This window comes from Pseudomonas sp. NPDC087598 (assembly GCF_044743525.1).
Taxonomy (GTDB): Bacteria; Pseudomonadota; Gammaproteobacteria; order Pseudomonadales; family Pseudomonadaceae; genus Aquipseudomonas.
Genome location: NZ_JBIUWQ010000007.1, coordinates 102,080 through 122,906 on the forward strand (window position 1 = coordinate 102,080; position 20,827 = coordinate 122,906).

Here is a 20,827-nt window from a genome sequence, read left to right on the forward strand (position 1 = left end):
TTCAGGCGGTCTTGCGAACCGGCGGCTCGGGCAGCAGCGCATCGGCATAAAAGCGCTGCGCGACATCGGGATGCGAGCGCAATCGACCTTTCAGGTAGTTCCAGCCGACATCGCGAAACAGGGGATTGAGCGGATCACTGGCCGGCCCGCGTGCCTCGCGCAACAACGCCGTCGGCAAGGGATACAGTGGCACCGTGGCGTCCAGTTGCGCGCCGAGGAAGAAGGCGATGGACAGGCGTTCGCTGCCCGGCGGCGGCGAGACCACCCGGTGCACCGTGGCGCGCAAATAGCCGTTGGTGGCCAGTTCCAGCAATTCGCCGATGTTCACCACCAAGGTATTTTCGCGAGGCAGCGCGTCGATCCAGCGGCCCTCTTCGATCTCGACTTGCAGACCGGCCTGTTCGTCCTGCAACAGAAAGCTCAGAAAACCAGAATCCTTGTGCGCGCCCACGCCTTGATTGCTCGCGTCAACCGGCTGTCCCGGATAGCGCATCAACTTGATGTGTTCGTTGGGTTTGTCGCCGTACAGCTGATCGAACGCATCTGAACGCAGCGACAGCGCCTGGGCGAACGCTTGCAGCAGGCGCAGGGACATCCGCGTCATGGCTCGCTGCCAATCGAGCAGCAGCGGTTTCAATTCAGGCAACGCCGCTGGCCATTGATTCGGACCTTGAAGACGCGCCCAGAACGGACTGTCGGGTTGCAACGGCAAGACTTCACGTTCGGCGCCCAGATCGAACTGTTCGCGCAGGTCGGGTTTGCCTCGGGTGATCTCGGAAGCGGCGCGGTTGTAACCTCGGAAATGCGGCGAGTTGATCATGCCGACGGCGGTTTTTTCACTGTCAGGCAAGGCGAAGAATTGCCGGGCGTGGTCTTGCACTTGCTTGAGCAAAGCGCTGTCGATGCCGTGGCCGGTCAGATAGAAAAACCCGACATCGCGAGCGGCGTGACGCAGGTTTTCCAGAAATTCATAACGCTGTTGCGCCGTGCCTTCGAACTGCGAAAGGTCGAGCGTCGGCAATGCGGTGATGTCGAGGGTATGCGGCATGATTCACTCCCATGTGAACCAAACCAGAAGAGCCTTTGATCGATTCAGCGTGCGCCGTCATGGCAATCGGGGGTCTATCGGTTTGATGCTTTGATTCGTTGGTGAACCAAAACTAATCGATATATAAAACGCCGGACAAATACCTTTTTTGCATTAGCTTAGTCTGTACGCGCACATCCCCGTAGGAGTTGCCGAAGGCTGCGATCTTTTGATCTTGTTTGTTTAGAATCCAGATCAAAAGATCGCAGCCTCCGCCAGCCCCTACAGGGTGGAGGTGAATGCGGGTCAGGTGTTCTGCAGTGCCCGGGGGCGCTGGCTGCGCTGTTCGGCGGCAGTATCGGGCGCCTGCTGGAGCTGGAAGTCGAACTTCAGTTCGGCATGGCGTTTGCCGGCGCCGTCCTCACGGAACAGCACTTCACCGACCAGACCTTCGCGGGTCGCATAGGCAAAGTCATCCCACAGATATTTGTCGCCCGACAGATTGATCTGCGTAGTCAGGTGCCGGTGCCCCGGTGCGCTGATGAAAAAGTGCACGTGGGCCGGGCGCTGGCCGTGGCGGCCGAGCAGGTTCAGGCATTCCTGGGTCGGGCCTTGCGGATCGCAGCCATAACCGGACGGCACGATACTGCGGGCGCGGTAACGACCTTCGGCATCGGTGATGATCCGGCGACGCAGGTTGTACTCCGACTGGCTCGGGTCGAAAAACGAGTAAGTGCCCTTGGCATTGGCATGCCACACATCGACGGTAGCGCCTGCCAAGGGCTGGCCGCGCAGATCGAACACCTGCCCTTCGAGAAACATCACCGTGGCGACGCCCTCCTCGCTGCCGTCATCCATCCGGCACTCGCCCTCGCAGATCGGCGCACCGGCCACGTACAGCGGGCCTTCGATGGTGCGTGGCGTGCCGCCGGTCAAGCCGATCTGCGCGTCCTTGGCGTCCTGCAAAAGGTCGAGGAAATGCTCGATGCCGAGACCGGCCACCAGTAATCCCGCCTCCGAACGCCCACCGAGGCGATTGAGGTAATCGACGGTTTTCCAGAACTCGTCCTCGCTGATGTCGAGGTCTTCGATGATCCGGGCGGTGTCCTGCAACACCCGCAGGACGATGTTTTTCAAACGCGAGCTGCCGGCGTCGCTGGCAAAACCGGCGGCCTCTTTGAAAAAGGCTTGCAGTTCGGCGGTGTGGGCAATTTTCACGGTCATGATGGTTTACCTCGTCTTGTTGTTTTGTTAACGCAGTTCTCTCGGAACAACCAAATTCCCTGTGTGAGCTGGCTTGCCAGCTCCCACGGGTTTCAGGGGTGGATGGGTCGATTGGGATTAGCGGTCATCGCTGTGGATCGACGAGGGATGGCGGCAGAGCCCGTCGATCTCGATGTCCATGTACGGAAACAACGGCAACTGCATCAGCGTGTCGTGCAGCGCTTCGACGCTTGGCACATCGAACACGCTGTAATTGGCGTAGTGCCCGGCGATGCGCCACAGATGTCGCCATTGCCCTTCGCGTTGCAGACGCTGGGCCAGTTCTTTCTCGTCGGCCTTGAGCCGGGTGGCGACGGCCGAGTCCATGTCGACGGGCAATTTCACGGTCATTTTTACGTGGAAGAGCATGTTGTTCTCCTGGTTCAGTGGCGGCGGAAATGCGCCAGACGTGGCTCATCCAGCGTCAGGCCAAGGCCCGGCGTTCTCGGGATGTGCAGGTGAAAATCGTGGTACTTCGGTGCTTCGGTGACGATGTCTTCAGTCAGCAGCAGCGGGCCAAACAGTTCGGTGTGCCAGGTCAATTGGTTGAGCGTGAGGAAGGCATGCGCCGAGGCCAGCGTGCCGACCGAACCTTCGAGCATGGTTCCGCCATACAGGGCGATGCCGGCGGCTTCGGCGATGTGCGCAGTACGCAACACCGCACGCGGGCCGCCGTTCTTGGCGATCTTCAGGGCAAAAACGCTGGCGGCGCCGTCGGCAGCGAGGCTGAAGGCGTCCTCGACACTTTCGATCGACTCATCGGCCATGATCGGCGCCAGACTGCGCCGGTTCAGACGAACCTGCCCGGATAGGTTGACCCGCGAGATCGGCTGTTCGATCAGGTCGATGCCGTTGTCGCCCAACACCTGACAGCCGCGAATCGCCTGGGATTCGTCCCAATACTGATTGACGTCGACCCGCACACTGGCGCGTTCACCCAAGGCTTTTTTAATCGCGATGACATGCTTGAGATCCTGCTCCAGCGGGTTGGCGCCGATCTTCAATTTGAAGATCCGATGGCGGCGCAAATCGAGCATCTGTTCGGCTTCGGCGATGTCGCGGACGGTGTCGCCGCTGGCCAGGGTCCACGCCACTTCGAGGCTGTCGCGCACACGGCCACCAAGCAATTCGCTGACCGGCAGTCCAAGGCGTTTGCCCAGCGCGTCGAGCAAGGCGCTTTCGATGCCGGACTTGGCGAAAGTATTGCCCTTGGCGATTTTGTCCAGCCGCTGCATGGCGGCGTTGATGTTGTCGGCGTCCATGCCGATCAGAGCTGGCGCGAGGTGGGCATCAATGTTGGTCTTGATGCTCTCGGGGCTTTCGTAACCGTAAGCAAGACCGCCGATGGTGGTGGCTTCGCCGATGCCTTCGATACCGTCGCTGCAGCGCAGGCGCAGGATCACCAGCGTCTGCTTCTGCATCGTGTGCATGGCCAGTTTGTGCGGGCGAATGGTCGGCAGGTCGACGATGATCGTGGCCAGACTTTCAATCAGGATTCGGTTCATTTCAGTATTCCTTGAAGAGTGCTCAACCGAGGTCGCCGCCACCGACCGGCAAGGTCACGCCGGTGATATAGGAGGCGTCGTCGGAGGCAAGAAACAGGATCGCGCCGACCTGTTCGTCGAGCGTTGCGTAGCGTTTCATCAGGCTGCTATCGAGGGTTTGCGCGACGATTTCCTGATACCAGGCCTGCTCTTGCGCCGACTGCTCGCTGGCATTGCGCGGAATGCGTCGGGCCGGTGCCTCGGTGCCTCCCGGAGCGGTGGCGTTGACGCGAATGCCACGCTCGGCGTTTTCGAAGGCCAGGCACGCGGTCAGCGCATTGATGCCGCCCTTGGCTGCGCCGTACGGCACGCGGTTGATGCTGCGGGTGGCAATCGACGAGACGTTGACGATGGCGCCGCGGCCCTGCTTGAGCATGTACGGCAGCGCCGCGTGGCAGCACCACAACGTCGGGAACAGCGAACGCCGCACTTCGGCCTCGATCTGCTCGACTTCGTAGTGCTCGAACGGCTTGGCCCAGATCGTCCCGCCGACGTTGTTGATCAGCACGTCGAGGCGGCCGAAGGTGTTGATCGCTTCAGCCATTACCCGTGCGCAATCGGCGTATTGCTCAAGGTCGGCGGTCAACGCCAGCACGCCCTCGCCTTGCAGTTCGTGAACCAGTTCGGAACGGTCGACCGCGACCACTTGTGCGCCTTCGGCCAGCAGACGTTCACAGGCACGGCGGCCGATGCCTTGCGCAGCGCCGGTGACGAGTGCGACTTTGTTGGAGAATCTGTTGTTCATGACAACCTCGACTAAAACACTTCCGTAAGTACGCGCAGCCCATTGTGGCGAGGGAGCTTGCTCCCGCTGGACTGCGCAGCAGGCCCGTCTTTTTCTGGGTCAAAAGCAAGGGCCGCTGCGCGCCCCAGCGGGAGCAAGCTCCCTCGCCACAGGTCAGTGCTGGCCCGGTTAATGGATGTCACGCAGCGGCGAATTTCTCGTAGTAGAAATTCGTCGGGGTGATGCCCTGCTCGCGGATGTATTGGCTGACGGCCTCAACCATGGGCGGCGGGCCGCACAGGTAGACGTCAACGTCGCCTTCGTTGAGGTGGCGCGGTTCGATGTGCTGGGTCACGTACCCCTTGAGCGGGTGCGCACTCTGCGGATTAGCCACACAGGCGCCGAAGCTGAAGTTGGGGATGCGCGCGGCGAAGACTTCGAGGCGATCAAGCTCCACCAGATCGAAATCGTTGGTCACGCCGTAGATCAGATGCACCGGGTGCGCACTGCCCTGCTCGGCGATTTTCTCCAGCATCGCGGTGAATGGCGCCAGCCCGGTGCCGCCCGCGAGTAGCAGTAACGGCCGCTTGATTTCGCGTAGGTAAAAGCTGCCCAGAGGTCCCGCCAGATTCATGCTATCGCCGGCCTTGGCCAGCCCGGTGAGGAAACTGCTCATCAAGCCGCCAGGCACGTTGCGGATCAGGAAACTGACCTCGCCGTCCTTCTGCAACGAGCTGAAGGAATACGCACGACGCTGCTCGCTGCCCGGCACTTGCAGGTTGACGTATTGCCCCGGCAGAAACGCGAGTTTGCTCAGCGCCTCACCCTTGATCGACAGCGCGATGGTGCTTTCGGACAACTGCCGGACGGCGCTGATCGAGGCCTCGAAATTCGCCTGTTCGGTCTTGCACACCTGCGACCCCGCCGGCACGCGCACCACGCAATCGCTTTCGGCGCGCATCTGGCAGGTGAGGACGTAACCCTGGGCCAATTCATCGTCGCTCAGCGCGTCTTCAATGAAGTTGTCGCCCATGGCATAGCGCCCGGCTTCGGCGAAACACTTGCAGGTACCGCAAGCACCGTCGCGGCAGTCCAGGGGGATGTTGATACCTTGGCGATACGCCGCATCAGCGACGCTTTCATCGCCAGTGGCTTCAATGAAACGGGTCACGCCGTCTTCAAAATTCAGTGCGATCTGGAAACTCATGGTGGACCTCGCCGTGCCGACTAGATGTGGTAGATGTCGATGACTTGACGGACGTAATCGTTTTTCAGCACGACTTTCTTGGCCGTGATCAGCGGCTGTTCGCCGCGCAGATCGAGGCTGTAGAAACTGCTGCCGAAGTAGCTGTCGGTGACCTGATAACGAAAGCTCAAGGTGTGCCAGTTGAAACGCACCTGGCACTGACCCTCGCCCTGCTCGACGATCTCGATGTTGCTGAGGTTGTGCGAGGTGCGGGTGTCCGGGAGCGTCGCGCTGGAGCGCTCGGTCTTGATCCGGAATATCCGGTCTTCGAGGCCGCCACGGTTGCCGTACCAGATCAGCGAGATTTCACTTTGCGGGTCATCGGTGAGGGTGTCGTTGTCGTCCCAGGCCGGCATCCAGAAGGTCGCGTCGGCGGCGTACAGTTCCAGCCATTGATCCCACTGGCCGTCGTCCAGATAACGCGCTTCGCGGTAGAGAAAATCGCGCACGGTGGCGTAGAGGTTGCTCATCACACGGCCTCCACGGGGATCAGATCGGGTTCGGCCGCTGCAGCCTTGAGCAGGGTTTCCTGCCAGTACTTGTGTTGCAGCACAAACAGGCCTTCGTCCTCGGTGCGCATGCCGGAGAGCAACGGTTTCAGGTCGATCTCCTCGGCGGCCGCATCCGCGCCTTCGACCCAGTGTGTGGCACCACGGGACATGTCATTCCAGCCACGGCCGGCACCGTAACCGGTCTGGCACGAGCGGAATTCTTCGAGGTCATCCGGGGTGGCCATGCCGCTGACGTTGAAGAAGTCTTCGTACTGACGGATACGTTTGGCCCGTGCCTCGGCGCTTTCGCCTTTCGGGGCGATGCAGTAGATGGTGATTTCAGTCTTGTTGACCGAGATCGGCCGGGCGATGCGGATCTGCGAGCTGAACTGATCCATCAGATACACGTTGGGATACAGGCACAGGTTGCGCGAGTTCTCGATCATCCAGTCGGCGCGGGCCTGACCGAAGTCGCGGGCGAGTTCGTCGCGGCGCTCGTAAGCCGGGCGATCCTCGGGGTTGGCCCAACGGGTCCAGAGCAGCAGATGGCCGTGATCGAAGGAGTAGAAACCGCCGCCCTTCTTCGCCCAACTGCCGGCGCTCATGGTCTTGATCGCTTCACCCGCTTCGCGTTGCTGGCGCTGGCTCTGGGTGGCGGCGTAGTTCCAGTGCACGGAGCTGACGTGGTAGCCGTCGGCGCCGTTTTCGGCGGTGAGTTTCCAGTTGCCTTCGTAGATGTAGGAACTGGAGCCGCGCAGCACTTCCAGGCCTTGCGGCGACTGGTCGACGATCATGTCGATGATTTTCGCCGACTCGCCCAGATGCTCGGCGAGGGATTTCACCTCGGCATTCAGGCTGCCAAACAGAAAACCGCGATACGACTCGAAGCGCGCGACCCTGGTCAGGTCGTGCGAGCCTTCGCAGTTGAAGCCTTCGGGATAACCGGCCTCGCTCGGGTCCTTGACCTTGAGCAGTTTGCCGCTGTTGTTGAACGTCCAGCCGTGGAACGGGCAGGTATAGCTGGAGCGGTTGCCGGACTTGTGTCGGCAGAGCATGGCGCCGCGATGACTGCAGGCGTTGAGAAAGGCGTTGAGTACACCGTCCTTGTTGCGCGCAATGAAGATCGGCTGGCGCCCCATGGTGGTGGTCAGAAAATCGTTGTTGTCGGGGATCTGGCTTTCGTGGGCGAGGTAAATCCAGTTGCCTTCGAAGATGTGCGCCATCTCCAGTTCGAACAGACGCGGATCGGTGAACATCTCCCGCTTGCAGCGATAGGCGCCCTTCTCCTTGTCTTCTTCAAGCATGGCATTGAGGTAGTCGATTCCCAGGGACATGGCCGGGGCCTCCATTGTTATTGTTCAGGCCAGGTCAGATTAGGGAGACGTTGCGGCGGGCAATATCCGAATCCTGCAGATCGCTATCCGTTTTGTGCAGGACGGTGCGGCAGGTGATTCGGATTGTTTCGAGGCGGGGATTCAGTGGCGGCGTTTGAAGGTCTGCGACGGCAGTTCGCCGAATTGCTGGTGATAGCTGGCGGAGAAACGGCCCAGGTGCAGGAAGCCGTAGTCCAGTGCCAGTTCGGTGAGGTTGCGCACCGGGCAGCGCGGATCGCTCAGGCAAGCGTGGATGCGTTCGAGTTTGCGCTGGCGGATGTATTGCATCGGGGTGACGCAGAGTTGGCGCTCGAACAGTGAATACAGCGAGCGAGGGCTCATGTTCGCTTGCGCGGCCAGATGTTCGGCCGGCAGATCAGTTTTCAGGTGGCGTTCGATGTAATCGAGGATCCGCTCGAAGCTGACGTTCGGCGGGCTCAGGCATTCGCGGCTGACGTTGGTGCTCATCAGCGAGATCAGTTTGCTGCCGATGATCTGCGCGTAATGTTCCTGCACCCGCAGCAACGGATCACTGGCCTCGGCTTCCTGGCAGATCATCGCGAGCAGGTTGGTAAAGCCTTCCAGTTCATCGAGGCGATAGTGGTTGCGCAGAAAGCGAATGCCACTCGACGGGCGCAACCAACGCTGCTCGTCGCACACCGACTCCAGCACGCTGACCGGGACCTTGAGGATGAATTTCTCGCAATCGTCCGAATAGGTCAGGTCCACCGGATCGTCCGGGTTGATCAGCAGCAACTCGCCCGGCACCAGATGCTGCTCACGCTTGTGCCCACGCCACAGGCAATTGCCTTGCAGCAAGACTTGCAGGTGGTAAACGGTTTCCAGCGCCAATGACGTTACCCGCACGCTGCCGCCATAACTGATGCGCGCCAGATCGAGGTCGGCCAGTTTGCGATGATTGAGGCTGGCTTGCGGATGGGTGGATGGCGACAGGCCGATGAAATGCTGGCCGACGTGCTGGTTGACGTAGTCGGAGACGGCATAAGGGTCAGCGAGGCGAAACACGCTGCTGCGATCACTCAGCAGATGGCTGTCCATGGGGCGGGTACTCGATCTTGTCGTTATGGTGAGTCACGGTGTGCGGTAACTCAGGCCACAGTACGCTCGAGTGCTGAAACGGGCAATTGGACCAAGGTTTGGCGGGCGGTGATCGAACACTTTCAAGGTTTTCAGGCGTCTTGGGCAGAAACCGGGAAACGAAAAGACATACTCAGCGGCATTTTGTCCTTGTGGCGCCTCCTCCCTACCCCTTATAAGAGCAACTTTTCAGCCTCGAAACAAAAGGATACGAAAGCATGAGCGACGCCTGGAACGAAGGCTATTTCACCGACGAAGGCTACACCTACAGCTACAGCCGGGAAATCAATCCTGTCTTCCAGCGCTACTGCTTGTTGTTGCGCGGCTTTGCCACTCTGGAATCCACGCAGGCCTATCACTGCGAGTTGGGCTTTGGCCAAGGCGTTTCGATCAATATCCATGCCGCAGCCAACCCGGGTTCCTGGGTCGGCACCGATTTCACGCCCTCTCAGGCCGCCCACGCCAGCACCCTCGCCAGCGAATGGAACAGCGACGCGCGACTGTATGACGACAGCTTCGAGCAACTGCTGGCCCGCGATGATTTGCCCCAATTCGACAGCATCAGCCTGCATGGCATCTGGACCTGGGTCAGTCGCGACAACCAGAAACTCATCGTCGAGTTTGCCCGTCGGCATCTCAAACCCGGCGGGATGCTGTACGTCAGTTATAACTGCTTCCCCGGCTGGTCGCCTGCGGCGCCGCTGCGCAATCTGTTCAGCCTGCACGATCGCTTCGCCAAGTCGGCATCTGCCGGCCCGGATCAACGCATCGATGCCGCGCTGCAATTTTCCGAAGCGTTGCTGGCCGCCAACCCCAACTACGCCAGCAGCGTGCCGAACCTCGACGCCAAACTGCAGAGCATCAAGGGGCAGAATCGTCAGTACATCGCCCATGAATACTTCAATCGCAGCTGGGACTGCATGTATTTCACCGACGTCGTCGATGCCATGGCCCCGGCCAAACTCGACTACGTCACCACCGCTGTGCCGCTGGACTCGGTCGACCCGCTCAACCTCAGGGCCGATGGCATGGACTTCCTGGAAGGGATCGAGCACCCGATCATGCGTGAGCAGGCGCGTGACTATTTCGTCAACCAGAGCTTCCGTCGCGACCTCTATGTGCGCGGCTCAACCCGGCTGTCCTCTGCGGAACAGCGCCAAGGCCTGTTCAACACTCGTTTCATCTTGCTGCAAGCAGCCGAAAGCGTCCCTCTGCATGTCCGCGGCCCTGCGGGCGAAGCCTCGCTGCAGAGCGAAATCTACGGCCCGGTACTGCAAGCGCTGGCCGCCAACGACTACGCGCCGAAAACCTTGCGCCAGTTGGCCAACGCAGCATCTGCGCTGCCTTATGACGACGTATTGCAGGCCCTCAACGTTCTGATCGGACTGAGTGCTGTCGCACCGTGCCAGAGCGTCGCGGCGGAAAACCAGGTACGGGCACGCTGCAACGAGCTCAATTTGTTGCTGTGCTCGCGCTCGTTGTTGAGCGACAAGATTCAGGTGCTGGCCAGCCCGGTTACCGGCGGCGGCGTCACCGTCAGCCGCTTCGAACAACTGTTCCTGATATCGATCAAGCAAGGCCAACAGCACCCGACTGAATGGGCGCAACTGGCGTGGGCGATCCTCGGCGAACAAGGCGAAGTCCTCGTCAAGGATGGCAAACCGCTGATGACCGCCGAAGAAAACATCGCTGAGTTCACTGCACGGGCTCACGTGTTTGCCGAGAAATCACTGGTGATTCTCAAGGCGTTGGGTATTGCTTGATCCGGTGACAAGACGGGTGAAGCTCGCTTGCCGTCACCCGTCTTGTCACCGCGAGCGCGTGTTGCCTTCGGCTTTTAGCCACTCACTGGCGACAAAACCGTGCCCGCACTGGTCGCAGTAAAAACCGTCAACCAGTTGTTCAAGTGGCGAGTCTTTCAAGCGCTCGGGTCTGCACTCATCGACGGCGAGTTGATCAAGGCGTTGATAACCTGCTTTCTCCTCACCGTTGAAGCGTTTTGCGGGGCTGGCTGCACCAATCAGAATGGCTTTGAGCCTGACCTGTTCGGCGGACTTACAGCGAGGACAGGCTTGCATGGCTTTATCGGTCATGACGTTTGATACCCGCAACGACAGCGGCGTTCGCAAATGTGCTATCCATTACAGCCCGGTCGTAATCCAGCAGCCAGGCATTGTGGCGGTGATACAGATATGCAACCGGGCCTGACTGACCCCCTTTCTGCCGTAATCCTGTATCGGCGGCGCCGCAATCAACTCCAGCCCCTCTGGGAAACCACATTGCTCGTCCCTAGTCATTTGCACTTGGCCAACACCACCTGACACGTACCCGGCGTACCCCCGGAGCGTCCGGCATAACGCATGCAGTTAGCCATGGATTTTTGCCGGGCCATGTTCAGGCTGGAGCCCCAGGCGAGGCCACCTTCTCCGACCGTCGGCAGCGCTTTGGCGTAGCAACTGTCGCCGACGCCCGAGGGTGGATAGTGTTTGCGGTTTGAGCAACCGGACGTGAGCGTCAGGCTGAAGGCGATCAGGATGGGCAGGAGCCACAGCGGGTGTCGGCCTTTTCGTGTTCCGATCATCGCGGAATTCCTGTCTTAAGAGGTTCGTGGCCTATTCAGTCTAGCGGGTATGAGAGGCGCTCAGGCTTCTGCCGTTGGTCGATAACGCCCTCCGCACCTGCAATTTTTTGCTTTTAAACACTCACGTTTAAATGAAACGCCAAGACACGTAATCAGGCTACACGACCTTGCGTAATTGCCTACAGCTACGCCAGAATCCGCCGGCTTGTGCGCCTTGGGGGCGGGTTCTATTGTGGTGCGGTCGCTGACGAATCAGCGATCGGGTTTAGCGATCCGGCACCTTACAGACGCAACATGCCCAGTCTCAATTGCAGTTTTTATCGATCTGCATTTGGCGTCATGGTGGCTGTGCGTGGGAGACCTTCGGGTCTACCCGGGGTTTCTGTGACCCGGATCGCTAACCTGCGTACAGCCGCCACCTTTACTTGTTTAGCGATGAGCCGTGGCGGCTAAATAAAACGAAGAACTGCTGACTGATGCCAGTGAAGCGCTCGCTTCGGCCAAAACCATTGCTCAGGACGTTGCCAGTCTGTTGCCCCCGTCGCAGCGTCGGGCGCTGCTGGGCATTGCACAACTGATCATGCTCGCGGAACTGGCGGTGAATTGGGTGCTGGATAATCAGCAGATGCCGGACTGACACCTGCTCCCTCACCACAGTGATCGCGTAGGAGCTGCCGCAGGCCGCGATCTTTTGCTTTTTGTTTTTAAAAACAAGATCAAAAGATCGCAGCGTGCCGCAGCTCCTACGGGGATGTCGCCTGACGATACTGCCGGGGGGTGAACCCGGTCGAGGCCTTGAACTGGCGGGTGAAAGCGCTGTGGTCGGTGTAGCCGCATTGCAGCGCAACCTCGGTAATCGGCAGTTCGGTGTGCAGCAGTCGATGGGCGTGTTCCAGCCTTACTTTCTGGATCATTTGCCGGGGCGTCAGGTGAAACACCCGTTTGCAGTAGCGCTCCAGTTGCGCGACGGAAATACCGGCGATGCGCGTCAGTTCGCCCAGTGTGACGCGGCGGTTGAAATGATTGCGAATGTGCTCGTCGACCGCCGCCAGGCGCTGGAAGGCCGGATGGGTTTCGCTGGCTGACTGCACATCCACGGAGATACCGGCCAGGCCGATAATCTGACCCTCGCGGTTGTACAGCGGCTGTTTGTGGGTCAGGCACCAACCCGGTTCGCGACTGCCATAAAGATGCAATTCGAGCTGATCCTCCAGCACAAACCCCTCCTCCAGCACTTTGCGATCCTGCTCGGTATAGCCCGGCCCCAGCTGCGCCGGGAACACCTGCGCGCTGGTTTTACCGAGCAGCGGACGCAAGTCTTTCAAGCCACAACGCTGCACCAGTGTGCGGTTGGCCAGGACGTATCGGGCCTGAACATCCTTGATGAAAATCACCGCGTTGGGGATCACGTCGAGCATCGGCAACAGCAGCGCAGTGCTGGCCACCAGCTCTTCGAGGGTTTGCGGACGGTTGCCGTCGCCAGCCTGGCAGAGGATCGAAAACGCGTTCTGCATCAAGGATTCTCTCCCCTGTTCGCGGATAGCCCAGCAGCGTTCGCGTGCAGATTGCAGCAACACCGCGGCCCTGTCGAGCGCCGCGATCCGTCGGCGCAATTGTGCTGAATTCGTCATCGATCCCACTGCAAAACATCAATCGCCCAACCTCTGATGAGTTCAAAGTCTGGCCGTCCCAGTGACACAACTGCCTATCCAATAACTCACAAGAAGGCGATGCCATGTCAGGCCAAGGCAAGTTCAAAAAACAGCTTTCACTGATCGACCTCACATTTATCGGGCTCGGTGCGATCTTCGGCTCCGGCTGGTTGTTCGCGGCCAGTCACGTGTCGGCGATTGCCGGGCCGGCGGGGATTTTTTCCTGGTTGCTGGGCGGTTTCGCCGTGTTGCTGCTGGGCATCGTCTACTGCGAACTGGGCGCCGCACTGCCGCGTGCCGGCGGCGTGGTGCGCTACCCGGTTTATTCCCATGGACCGCTGCTCGGTTACCTGATGGGCTTCATCACTTTGATCGCGTTTTCCAGCCTGGTGGCGATCGAGGTGGTTGCCTCGCGCCAATACGCGGCGGCGTGGTTTCCCGGCCTGACCAAGACCGGCACCGGTGATCCGACGCTGCTTGGCTGGCTGGTGCAGTTCGGGCTGCTGTGCCTGTTTTTCGTGCTCAACTATCGCAGCGTGAAGACCTTCGCCAAGGCCAATAATCTGGTGAGCATCTTCAAGTTCATCGTGCCGTTGTTGGTGATCGGTGTGCTGTTCACGTTCTTCAAACCGGAAAACTTCCACGTACAAGGCTTTGCGCCGTTCGGCTTGTCAGGTGTGGAGATGGCGGTCTCGGCGGGCGGGATCATCTTCGCGTATCTGGGCCTGACGCCGATCATCTCGGTGGCCAGCGAAGTGAAGAATCCGCAGCGCACGATTCCGATCGCACTGATCCTCTCGGTGCTGCTGTCGACCCTGATCTATGTGCTGCTGCAAATGGCTTTCCTCGGCGGCATCCCGACTGAAATGCTCGCCAACGGCTGGGCCGGTGTGAGCAAGGAATTTGCCCTGCCGTATCGCGACATCGCACTGGCGCTCGGTGTGGGTTGGCTGGCGTATCTGGTGGTCGCCGACGCGGTAATCTCGCCGAGTGGCTGCGGCAACATCTACATGAACGCCACGCCACGGGTGATCTACGGCTGGGCGCAGACCGGCACCTTCTTCAAGGTGTTCACCCACATCGACGAGAAGTCTGGCATCCCGCGCCCGGCACTGTGGCTGACGTTTGCCCTGTCGGTGTTCTGGACCCTGCCGTTCCCGTCGTGGGAAGCGTTGATCAACGTGGTCTCCGCAGCACTGGTGTTGAGCTACGCCGTGGCACCCGTGTCGGTGGCTGCATTGCGGCGCAATGCGCCGGACATGCCGCGGCCGTTCCGGGTCAAGTGCATGGGCGTGCTCGGACCGGTGTCGTTCATCATCGCTGCGCTGATCGTCTACTGGTCGGGCTGGAGCACTGTGTCGTGGCTGCTCGGCCTGCAAATCCTGATGTTCGTCGTATACCTGCTGTGCGGTCGTTTTGTGCCGACCGCACACCTGAGTCTGGCGCGTCAGGTGCGTTCCTCTGCATGGCTGATCGCCTTCTACGCGGTGACTATCGTGCTGTCGAAACTCGGCACCTTCGGTGGCCTCGGCATTCTCGCCCATCCATTTGACACCCTCGTCGTGGCCGCCTGTGCGACCGGTATTTATTACTGGGGCGCCGCGACCGGCGTACCGGCGCATCTGCTGCGCCTTGAAGAGGACGATGAAGAAAGCGAAGTCGCCGCCCCCGCCACCTCCGTGAATGCGCGCCCTGCCGGCGCTTACTGAAATCTGCAAACGAGAGACGTCCATGAAACGAGTACACGTCATCGATTCCCACACCGGCGGCGAACCCACACGTCTGGTGATGAAGGGTTTTCCCGATCTGCCCGGCAGCACCATGGCTGAGAAACGCGATGCCCTGCGCGATCAACATGATGCATGGCGCCGCGCCTGCCTGCTGGAACCGCGCGGCAACGACGTGCTGGTCGGCGCGCTGTACTGCGAGCCGGTGTCGGCGGACGCGACTTGCGGGGTGATTTTCTTCAACAACGCCGGTTACCTCGGCATGTGTGGCCACGGCACCATCGGCCTGATCAATTCGTTGCAGTACCTGGGGCTGATCGCTCCAGGTGTGCACAAGATTGACACGCCGGTCGGCCCGGTCAGTGCGACTTTGCATGACGACGGCGCCGTGACGCTGGGCAACGTGGCGTCCTACCGCTACCGCAAACAGGTGCCGGTGGACGTGCCGGGATTTGGCCGGGTGTTGGGCGATATCGCTTATGGCGGCAACTGGTTTTTCCTGGTTTCCGAGCATGGCCAGACGCTGACGATGGACAACGTCGAGCACCTCACCGCGTACACCTGGGCGATGCTCAAGGCCCTCGAAGATCAAGGCATCTACGGCGAGGACGGTGCCGTAATCGACCACATCGAACTGTTTGCGGACGACGCCAACGCCGACAGCCGCAACTTCGTCATGTGCCCCGGCAAAGCCTACGACCGCTCGCCGTGCGGCACCGGCACCAGCGCCAAACTCGCCTGCCTGGCTGCCGACGACAAGTTGCAGCCCGGTGCGCGCTGGGTGCAGGCAAGCATTACCGGCAGCCAGTTCGAAGGCCGCTTCGAATGGGCAGGCGAACGTATTCGCCCCTACATCACCGGCCGCGCCTTCATGACCGCCGACAGCACGTTGCTGATCGACGAAACAGACCCGTTCGCGTGGGGCATCTGAGCTGCCGCGCCGACTTTTCACCGCAATTTGAACGATGTGCCAAGGAGTTAAAACAATGAGCGACAACATCTTCACCGGCTGCATGCCAGCCCTGATGACCCCGTGCACCGCCCAGCGCAAACCGGACTTCGATGCACTGGTGGCCAAGGGGCGCGAGCTGATCGATATCGGCATGAGCGCGGTGGTGTACTGCGGCTCCATGGGCGACTGGCCGTTGCTTACCGAAGCCGAACGTCAGGAAGGCGTGGCGCGGCTGGTGGCGGCGGGGATTCCGACGATTGTCGGGACCGGTGCGGTGAATACCCGTGAAGCGGTTGCCCATGCCGCCCACGCGGCGAAAGTTGGTGCGCAGGGTTTGATGGTGATTCCCCGCGTGCTGTCCCGGGGCGCTTCGGCTGCCGCGCAGAAAGCCCATTTCGCCGCGATTCTGCAAGCCGCGCCCGATTTGCCGGCGGTGATCTACAACAGCCCTTACTACGGTTTTGCCACCCGTGCCGATCTGTTCTTCGAACTGCGCCGCGAGTACCCGAACCTGATCGGCTTCAAGGAATTCGGCGGTGGCGCCGACCTGCGCTACGCCGCCGAAAACATCACTTCCAAGGATGACGAAGTGACCCTGATGGTCGGTGTCGACACGCAAGTGGTACACGGCTTCGTCAACTGCAACGCCACCGGCGCGATCACCGGAATCGGCAACGCCCTGCCCCGCGAAGTACTGCAACTGGTGGCCCTGAGCAAGCAAGCGGCCAAGGGCGATGCCAAGGCACGGCGTCAGGCACGGGAGCTGGAATCGGCGCTGGCGGTGTTGTCGTCGTTCGACGAGGGCTGCGATCTGGTGCTGTATTACAAACACCTGATGGTGCTCAACGGGGACAAGGAATACACCCTGCATTTCAACGAGACCGATGTATTGAGTGACGCCCAGCGTCGTTACGCCGAGAACCAGTATTCGCTGTTCCGTCACTGGTACGAAAACTGGTCGGCGGAACAGGACTTGGCCTGATTCGTCACCTTTCACCTGCCGTGAATCTTTGATGCGCGGCAGGCATCACTTTTTTCATCAGGAATGCACCATGACTCTGACGGGCCACATGCTGATCGGGCAGCACAGTATCGCGGGCAACCGCGAAGCCATTCGAGGGATCAACCCGGCCACGGATGCCGCGCTGGAACCGGCGTATGCCGGCGGATCGGCCGAGCATGTCGAGCAAGCCTGCGCGTTGGCCTGGGCGGCGCTGGACCGCTATCGCGAGACATCCCTGGATACCCGTGCCGAATTTCTTGAAAGCATTGCCAGTGAAATCGAAGCCCTCGGCGATGAACTGATCGACCGCGCCGCAGCCGAAACCGGCCTGTCGCGTGCGCGTCTGCTCGGCGAGCGAGGCCGCACCTGTCAGCAACTGCGCCAGTTTGCGCGCACGGTACGGGCCGGTGAATGGCTGGATGTACGCGTCGATACCGCGCAACCGCAGCGCCAGCCACTGCCGCGCTCGGATCTGCGGCAACGGCAGGTGCCATTGGGACCGGTGGCGGTGTTTGGCGCGAGTAATTTTCCCTTGGCATTCTCCGTGGCCGGTGGCGATACCGCTTCGGCACTGGCGGCCGGTTGCCCGGTGATCGTCAAGGCGCACGGCGCGCATCCCGGCACCAGTGAACTGGTCGGCCAGGCACTGGCGCGGGCGGTGAAAGCCTGCGATCTGCCGCAGGGCGTGTTTTCGCTGTTGTACGGCTCTGGCCGCGAAGTCGGCATCGCGCTGGTCAGCGATCCGCGGATCAAAGCCGTCGGTTTTACCGGTTCGCGCAGCGGCGGGCTGGCGCTGCTTCAAGCCGCACAGGCAAGGCCCGAACCGATACCTGTCTATGCGGAAATGAGCTCGATCAATCCGGTGTTGCTGTTTCCGGCAGCGCTGCACCATCGTGCGCAAGCGTTGGCCGAGGGTTTTGTCAGTTCGCTGACCTTGGGTGCCGGGCAGTTCTGCACCAATCCCGGTCTGGTGATTGCTCGCAAGGGGCCGACGCTCGACGGCTTTGTGGCTGCCGTGACCGAGCTGATCCAGCGTAGCCCGGCGCAGACGATGCTCACGCCCGGCATCTTCAATGCCTATGAGGCGAGCGTGAATGCCTTGTCTGAGAACGCCCGCGCACATATTGCTGCTGTGGGTCAGAGGGGTGATGGTCCGAACCAGTGTCAGGCCCACGTTTTCGTCACCGAAGCCGCTGACTTTCTTGCAGATCAGTCTCTTCAAGCCGAAGTGTTCGGCGCGGCGTCGTTGATCGTGCAATGCAGCCATGACGACGAAATCCGTCAGGTGATCGAACACCTCGAAGGCCAGTTGACCGCCACGCTGCACCTTGACGACGAAGACCTCAAACAAGCCCATGCGTTGCTGCCGACACTGGAACGCAAGGCCGGGCGCCTGCTGGTCAACGGCTGGCCCACCGGGGTCGAGGTCTGTGACACGATGGTCCACGGCGGGCCATTCCCGGCCACTTCCGACGCGCGTACGACTTCGGTCGGAACCGCGGCGATCCTGCGGTTTCTGCGACCGGTCTGCTATCAGGACTTCCCCGACAGCCTGCTGCCCACCGCACTGAAGCAAGCCAATCCATTGCACTTGCGCCGCCTGCTCGACGGGCAAAGGGAAGCCGCGAAAAATGCCCAATAACGCCGCGTACGATATCGCCGTGGTCGGCGCCGGCATCATCGGCGTTGCCTGTGCAGTGCGTCTCGCCCGTCAGGGCCAGCGAGTAGTCGTCATCGATCAGCAGGAGCCCGGCCACGGTGCATCGTTCGGCAATGCCGGGCATCTGGCGACCGAGCAAGTGTTTCCGATTGCTGACTTGTCGATTCTCAAACGCTTGCCGGCGATGCTGATGGACCCGATGGGGCCACTGCGACTGGACTGGAAATACATGCCCCGCGCCCTGCCCTGGTTCACCCGGTTGTTATTGAACCTGCGGGCGCAGCCTTTCCAGAAAACCGTCGCCGGTTTGCGCGCACTCAACGAAAGCAGCCTGGAGGCCTGGCACCGTTTGCTCGATGACATCGGCCATCCCGAACTATTGAAAGTCGACGGTTCGCTGCTGGTGTTCGAACGTGCCGAATCACGTCAGGCCATCGAGGCGCTCCAGACTCGTATGCGTCAACAGCAAGTGCCGGTCGATTTCTGGTCGGCAGGCGCGATACAGGAAACCGCGCCACAGCTCAGCGAACAGATTCAGGGCGGCCTGTTCTTCCCGCGCACCGGGCATTTCATCGATCCTTTTCAGGTGGTGTGCACATTGGTCGAAGCGGCGAAAGCCAGCGGCGTGAGCTTTGTGCAGCAACAGGTTCAGGGCGGCCATGTGCAGGCACACGGTGTTTCGTTGATGACCGCTGCGGGGGACTTGACCGCGAGCCGCGTGTTGATCGCCTGCGGCGCGCACTCGGCAAAACTCACCGCCGCACTCACCGGCAAGAAAGTCCCGCTGGACACCGAGCGTGGTTATCACCTGATGCTGCCGCAGGAACACAACCGCCTGCCCTTCCCCGTCACCTCGCTCGAACGCAAGTTCATCATGACGCCGATGTCCGAAGGCTTGCGCTTGGCGGGCACGGTCGAATTCGCCGGGCTGCAACGTCCGCCAAGCATGGAACGTGCGTGGCAGTTGCATCGGTTGAGTCAGGGCTTGTTTCGCAAGGACCTGAGTGCTGAAGCGGCAACGCCATGGATGGGTTTTCGGCCGTCGTTGCCGGATTCACTGCCGGTGATTGATCAGGTGTGCGGGGGGAAAGTGTTACTTGCTTTCGGACATCAGCATCTGGGGCTGACGCAGGCCGCGGTGACGGCGGAGATGGTTGTGCGGATGGTGTTGCCGATGGCTCAACAGGAATCTGGCCTGCCGGGTATCGAGCCTTACACACTTGATCGTTTCTAAGCAAAATTGTGGGAGCGAGCCTGCTCGCGAAATTGTCCAGCCAGCCAAAGTTTCTGTTGAATGACCTTCCGCCATCGCTGGCAAGCCAGCTCCCACAGGTTTTTGCGGTGAACGTAGGTGAAGGGTACAACCACAATCACTGTGGGAGCGGGCTTGCCAGCGATGGCGTCGGGCCAGCCAACATCGTTGTTGAATGACCCTGCGCATTCGCGAGCAAGCCCGCTCCCACACTGGAATGGCGTCAGACTCAAATGGCGTCGTAAAACGGCTCCACCAACACCCGACTCCCGACAAAGAAGCTGTCCGCCACTAACCGCAACGGCTGCAGATCCAGATCAGTGGCCCTATCGCCAATCAACTGCTGAAAATGCCGATACACCGCCGCGTACTCGCCCTCCTCCGATACCGCTTGACGCACGCCATCGATGCTTAGCAACGCGCCGCCGTTATCCAGACGCAAAACACCCTCGGCGCAGCGAATTTCGATGCTCCAGAGTTCGTCATGGCCATGGTCGAAGTCAAATTCGGCGCGCACATCGAGATGCTGTGCGTCAGACATTTTGATCGAAGCGGCAATCGGCGACTGGCAGTTGTCGGGCACGCGCAGTTCGGCGGACTCGACAAATAACGGCAGCGCCAGCAGGTGCGTGACGATCGACAAGGCGTTGATGCCCGGATCGAAGACGCCCAGACCACCCGGCTGCCAGATCCAGGTCTGGCCGGGGTGCCACTTGCGCACGTCTTCTTTCCAGTCGATGTGCACGCTTTGCAGGGTGCGGCTGGCGAGCCAGTTGCGGGCGGCGGCAATGCCGGGCGCATAGCGCGAGTGCCAGGCGAACAGCGCACTGACGCCTTGCTGCTCAGCCAGACTGACCAATGCCATTGCCTCACCCAATGTTGCACAGGGCGGTTTTTCCACCAGTACATGTTTGCCGGCGGCCAGCGCTTCCTGCACCAACGCAAATCGCCCCTGCGGCGGCGTGCAGAAGGCAATCGCATCGACCTTTGGGCCATTGGCGAGCAATTCGCGCAACGACTGGAAATTCTCGACACCGGCGCAAGGTTTGCCTTGCGTGGCGACCGACAGCAACTGGAATGCGGGATTGGCGAGAATCGCCGGGACATGTTGATCCTGGGCAATCTTGCCGTAACCCACCAGACCGAGACGGATCGGTTGCATCAATGGCTCCTGTTTTTGTTTTAGTCAGCGAACCGGCAGATTACCTGCAAACACTGCGGTCGTCTGTCTGCA

20 protein-coding genes and 1 pseudogene are annotated in these 20,827 nt (G+C 60.6%); 7 read left to right on the forward strand and 14 right to left on the reverse strand.

The window, feature by feature from the left end:
• Window position 1: 1 nt before the first annotated feature.
• From ACIOWE_RS06370 to ACIOWE_RS06410, 9 genes are all read right to left on the reverse strand, one after another.
• Window positions 2-1,048, reverse strand: coding sequence for an isopenicillin N synthase family dioxygenase (locus ACIOWE_RS06370; protein ID WP_401388732.1), 1,047 nt, complete (start codon window positions 1,046-1,048; stop codon window positions 2-4).
• A gap of 285 nt (window positions 1,049-1,333) precedes the next feature.
• Window positions 1,334-2,251 carry a catechol 1,2-dioxygenase gene (catA, locus tag ACIOWE_RS06375; RefSeq protein ID WP_401388735.1) on the reverse strand — a complete coding sequence of 306 codons (918 nt, stop codon included), beginning with the start codon at window positions 2,249-2,251 and terminating at the stop codon, window positions 1,334-1,336.
• Between the two features lie 117 nt (window positions 2,252-2,368).
• Window positions 2,369-2,659 (reverse strand): muconolactone Delta-isomerase, encoded by a 291-nt coding sequence (gene catC, locus ACIOWE_RS06380; RefSeq protein ID WP_401388738.1) that lies wholly within the window; start codon window positions 2,657-2,659, stop codon window positions 2,369-2,371.
• A 14-nt stretch (window positions 2,660-2,673) separates the two neighbouring features.
• Window positions 2,674-3,795, reverse strand: a complete 1,122-nt coding sequence (locus ACIOWE_RS06385; protein WP_401388740.1) for a muconate cycloisomerase family protein — start codon at window positions 3,793-3,795, stop codon at window positions 2,674-2,676.
• Between the two features lie 22 nt (window positions 3,796-3,817).
• The gene (locus ACIOWE_RS06390; RefSeq protein ID WP_401388743.1) at window positions 3,818-4,579 is read right to left on the reverse strand and encodes a 1,6-dihydroxycyclohexa-2,4-diene-1-carboxylate dehydrogenase; all 762 of its coding nucleotides are present in this window, start codon (window positions 4,577-4,579) and stop codon (window positions 3,818-3,820) included.
• 178 nt (window positions 4,580-4,757) lie between these two features.
• Window positions 4,758-5,765 carry a benzoate 1,2-dioxygenase electron transfer component BenC gene (benC, locus tag ACIOWE_RS06395; protein WP_401388746.1) on the reverse strand — a complete coding sequence of 336 codons (1,008 nt, stop codon included), beginning with the start codon at window positions 5,763-5,765 and terminating at the stop codon, window positions 4,758-4,760.
• A gap of 20 nt (window positions 5,766-5,785) precedes the next feature.
• Complete coding sequence (gene benB, locus ACIOWE_RS06400) at window positions 5,786-6,274, reverse strand: benzoate 1,2-dioxygenase small subunit (protein WP_401388749.1); 489 nt, start codon at window positions 6,272-6,274, stop codon at window positions 5,786-5,788.
• Window positions 6,274-7,629 (reverse strand): benzoate 1,2-dioxygenase large subunit, encoded by a 1,356-nt coding sequence (gene benA, locus ACIOWE_RS06405; RefSeq protein WP_401388752.1) that lies wholly within the window; start codon window positions 7,627-7,629, stop codon window positions 6,274-6,276. The genes benB and benA overlap by 1 nt, the downstream gene beginning before the upstream one ends.
• Before the next feature lie 141 nt (window positions 7,630-7,770).
• On the reverse strand, window positions 7,771-8,727 hold the full coding sequence (locus ACIOWE_RS06410; RefSeq protein WP_401388755.1) for an AraC family transcriptional regulator: 957 nt from the start codon (window positions 8,725-8,727) through the stop codon (window positions 7,771-7,773).
• Window positions 8,728-8,984: 257 nt separating this feature from the next.
• Here ACIOWE_RS06410 and ACIOWE_RS06415 point away from each other — a divergent pair, with 257 nt between their 5' ends.
• Window positions 8,985-10,529, forward strand: a complete 1,545-nt coding sequence (locus ACIOWE_RS06415; RefSeq protein WP_401388758.1) for a class I SAM-dependent methyltransferase — start codon at window positions 8,985-8,987, stop codon at window positions 10,527-10,529.
• A 45-nt stretch (window positions 10,530-10,574) separates the two neighbouring features.
• Here ACIOWE_RS06415 and ACIOWE_RS06420 read toward each other — a convergent pair whose 3' ends face one another.
• The 3 genes from ACIOWE_RS06420 to ACIOWE_RS06430 are packed head-to-tail and all read right to left on the reverse strand — an operon-like array spanning window position 10,575 to window position 11,347.
• Entirely contained in the window at window positions 10,575-10,859 is a 285-nt protein-coding gene (locus tag ACIOWE_RS06420; RefSeq protein WP_401388761.1) for a hypothetical protein, read from the reverse strand.
• A complete protein-coding gene (locus tag ACIOWE_RS06425; RefSeq protein WP_401388764.1) occupies window positions 10,849-11,046 on the reverse strand; it encodes a DUF3885 domain-containing protein in 198 nt (65 codons plus the stop codon). Before ACIOWE_RS06425 ends, ACIOWE_RS06420 begins: the two co-directional genes overlap by 11 nt.
• Window positions 11,047-11,059: 13 nt before the next feature.
• Window positions 11,060-11,347 (reverse strand): hypothetical protein, encoded by a 288-nt coding sequence (locus tag ACIOWE_RS06430; RefSeq protein ID WP_401388767.1) that lies wholly within the window; start codon window positions 11,345-11,347, stop codon window positions 11,060-11,062.
• 457 nt (window positions 11,348-11,804) lie between these two features.
• Between ACIOWE_RS06430 and ACIOWE_RS06435 the strand changes: the two are divergent.
• A pseudogene (locus ACIOWE_RS06435) lies at window positions 11,805-11,984 on the forward strand (DUF6124 family protein); the annotation flags it as partial.
• A 106-nt stretch (window positions 11,985-12,090) separates the two neighbouring features.
• Here ACIOWE_RS06435 and ACIOWE_RS06440 read toward each other — a convergent pair.
• Window positions 12,091-12,861 (reverse strand): helix-turn-helix domain-containing protein, encoded by a 771-nt coding sequence (locus tag ACIOWE_RS06440; protein ID WP_401388770.1) that lies wholly within the window; start codon window positions 12,859-12,861, stop codon window positions 12,091-12,093.
• A gap of 221 nt (window positions 12,862-13,082) precedes the next feature.
• Here ACIOWE_RS06440 and ACIOWE_RS06445 point away from each other — a divergent pair, with 221 nt between their 5' ends.
• From ACIOWE_RS06445 to ACIOWE_RS06465, 5 genes are all read left to right on the forward strand, one after another.
• The gene (locus tag ACIOWE_RS06445) at window positions 13,083-14,708 is read left to right on the forward strand and encodes an APC family permease (RefSeq protein ID WP_401388772.1); all 1,626 of its coding nucleotides are present in this window, start codon (window positions 13,083-13,085) and stop codon (window positions 14,706-14,708) included.
• Between the two features lie 22 nt (window positions 14,709-14,730).
• On the forward strand, window positions 14,731-15,657 hold the full coding sequence (locus tag ACIOWE_RS06450; RefSeq protein ID WP_401388775.1) for a 4-hydroxyproline epimerase: 927 nt from the start codon (window positions 14,731-14,733) through the stop codon (window positions 15,655-15,657).
• Window positions 15,658-15,712: 55 nt separating this feature from the next.
• Window positions 15,713-16,660: a dihydrodipicolinate synthase family protein gene (locus ACIOWE_RS06455; RefSeq protein ID WP_401388778.1), complete on the forward strand. Its 948-nt coding sequence runs from the start codon at window positions 15,713-15,715 to the stop codon at window positions 16,658-16,660.
• 70 nt (window positions 16,661-16,730) lie between these two features.
• On the forward strand, window positions 16,731-18,323 hold the full coding sequence (locus ACIOWE_RS06460) for an aldehyde dehydrogenase (NADP(+)) (protein WP_401388781.1): 1,593 nt from the start codon (window positions 16,731-16,733) through the stop codon (window positions 18,321-18,323).
• The gene (locus ACIOWE_RS06465) at window positions 18,313-19,575 is read left to right on the forward strand and encodes an NAD(P)/FAD-dependent oxidoreductase (RefSeq protein WP_401388784.1); all 1,263 of its coding nucleotides are present in this window, start codon (window positions 18,313-18,315) and stop codon (window positions 19,573-19,575) included. The genes ACIOWE_RS06460 and ACIOWE_RS06465 overlap by 11 nt, the downstream gene beginning before the upstream one ends.
• Before the next feature lie 247 nt (window positions 19,576-19,822).
• On the opposite strand, the gene ACIOWE_RS06470 is transcribed toward ACIOWE_RS06465, so the two are convergent.
• Window positions 19,823-20,755, reverse strand: coding sequence for a Gfo/Idh/MocA family protein (locus tag ACIOWE_RS06470; RefSeq protein ID WP_401388787.1), 933 nt, complete (start codon window positions 20,753-20,755; stop codon window positions 19,823-19,825).
• Window positions 20,756-20,827 lie beyond the last annotated feature (72 nt).

What these genes read in the sequence shown, in the direction of transcription:
- ACIOWE_RS06370 (WP_401388732.1), bottom strand. Translation starts at nt 1,048, where the DNA reads ATGCCGCATACCCTCGACATCACCGCATTGCCGACGCTCGACCTTTCG.
- catA (WP_401388735.1), bottom strand. Translation starts at nt 2,251, where the DNA reads ATGACCGTGAAAATTGCCCACACCGCCGAACTGCAAGCCTTTTTCAAA.
- catC (WP_401388738.1), bottom strand. Translation starts at nt 2,659, where the DNA reads ATGCTCTTCCACGTAAAAATGACCGTGAAATTGCCCGTCGACATGGAC.
- ACIOWE_RS06385 (WP_401388740.1), bottom strand. Translation starts at nt 3,795, where the DNA reads ATGAACCGAATCCTGATTGAAAGTCTGGCCACGATCATCGTCGACCTG.
- ACIOWE_RS06390 (WP_401388743.1), bottom strand. Translation starts at nt 4,579, where the DNA reads ATGAACAACAGATTCTCCAACAAAGTCGCACTCGTCACCGGCGCTGCG.
- benC (WP_401388746.1), bottom strand. Translation starts at nt 5,765, where the DNA reads ATGAGTTTCCAGATCGCACTGAATTTTGAAGACGGCGTGACCCGTTTC.
- benB (WP_401388749.1), bottom strand. Translation starts at nt 6,274, where the DNA reads ATGAGCAACCTCTACGCCACCGTGCGCGATTTTCTCTACCGCGAAGCG.
- benA (WP_401388752.1), bottom strand. Translation starts at nt 7,629, where the DNA reads ATGTCCCTGGGAATCGACTACCTCAATGCCATGCTTGAAGAAGACAAG.
- ACIOWE_RS06410 (WP_401388755.1), bottom strand. Translation starts at nt 8,727, where the DNA reads ATGGACAGCCATCTGCTGAGTGATCGCAGCAGCGTGTTTCGCCTCGCT.
- ACIOWE_RS06415 (WP_401388758.1), top strand. Translation starts at nt 8,985, where the DNA reads ATGAGCGACGCCTGGAACGAAGGCTATTTCACCGACGAAGGCTACACC.
- ACIOWE_RS06420 (WP_401388761.1), bottom strand. Translation starts at nt 10,859, where the DNA reads ATGACCGATAAAGCCATGCAAGCCTGTCCTCGCTGTAAGTCCGCCGAA.
- ACIOWE_RS06425 (WP_401388764.1), bottom strand. Translation starts at nt 11,046, where the DNA reads ATGTGGTTTCCCAGAGGGGCTGGAGTTGATTGCGGCGCCGCCGATACA.
- ACIOWE_RS06430 (WP_401388767.1), bottom strand. Translation starts at nt 11,347, where the DNA reads ATGATCGGAACACGAAAAGGCCGACACCCGCTGTGGCTCCTGCCCATC.
- ACIOWE_RS06440 (WP_401388770.1), bottom strand. Translation starts at nt 12,861, where the DNA reads ATGCAGAACGCGTTTTCGATCCTCTGCCAGGCTGGCGACGGCAACCGT.
- ACIOWE_RS06445 (WP_401388772.1), top strand. Translation starts at nt 13,083, where the DNA reads ATGTCAGGCCAAGGCAAGTTCAAAAAACAGCTTTCACTGATCGACCTC.
- ACIOWE_RS06450 (WP_401388775.1), top strand. Translation starts at nt 14,731, where the DNA reads ATGAAACGAGTACACGTCATCGATTCCCACACCGGCGGCGAACCCACA.
- ACIOWE_RS06455 (WP_401388778.1), top strand. Translation starts at nt 15,713, where the DNA reads ATGAGCGACAACATCTTCACCGGCTGCATGCCAGCCCTGATGACCCCG.
- ACIOWE_RS06460 (WP_401388781.1), top strand. Translation starts at nt 16,731, where the DNA reads ATGACTCTGACGGGCCACATGCTGATCGGGCAGCACAGTATCGCGGGC.
- ACIOWE_RS06465 (WP_401388784.1), top strand. Translation starts at nt 18,313, where the DNA reads ATGCCCAATAACGCCGCGTACGATATCGCCGTGGTCGGCGCCGGCATC.
- ACIOWE_RS06470 (WP_401388787.1), bottom strand. Translation starts at nt 20,755, where the DNA reads ATGCAACCGATCCGTCTCGGTCTGGTGGGTTACGGCAAGATTGCCCAG.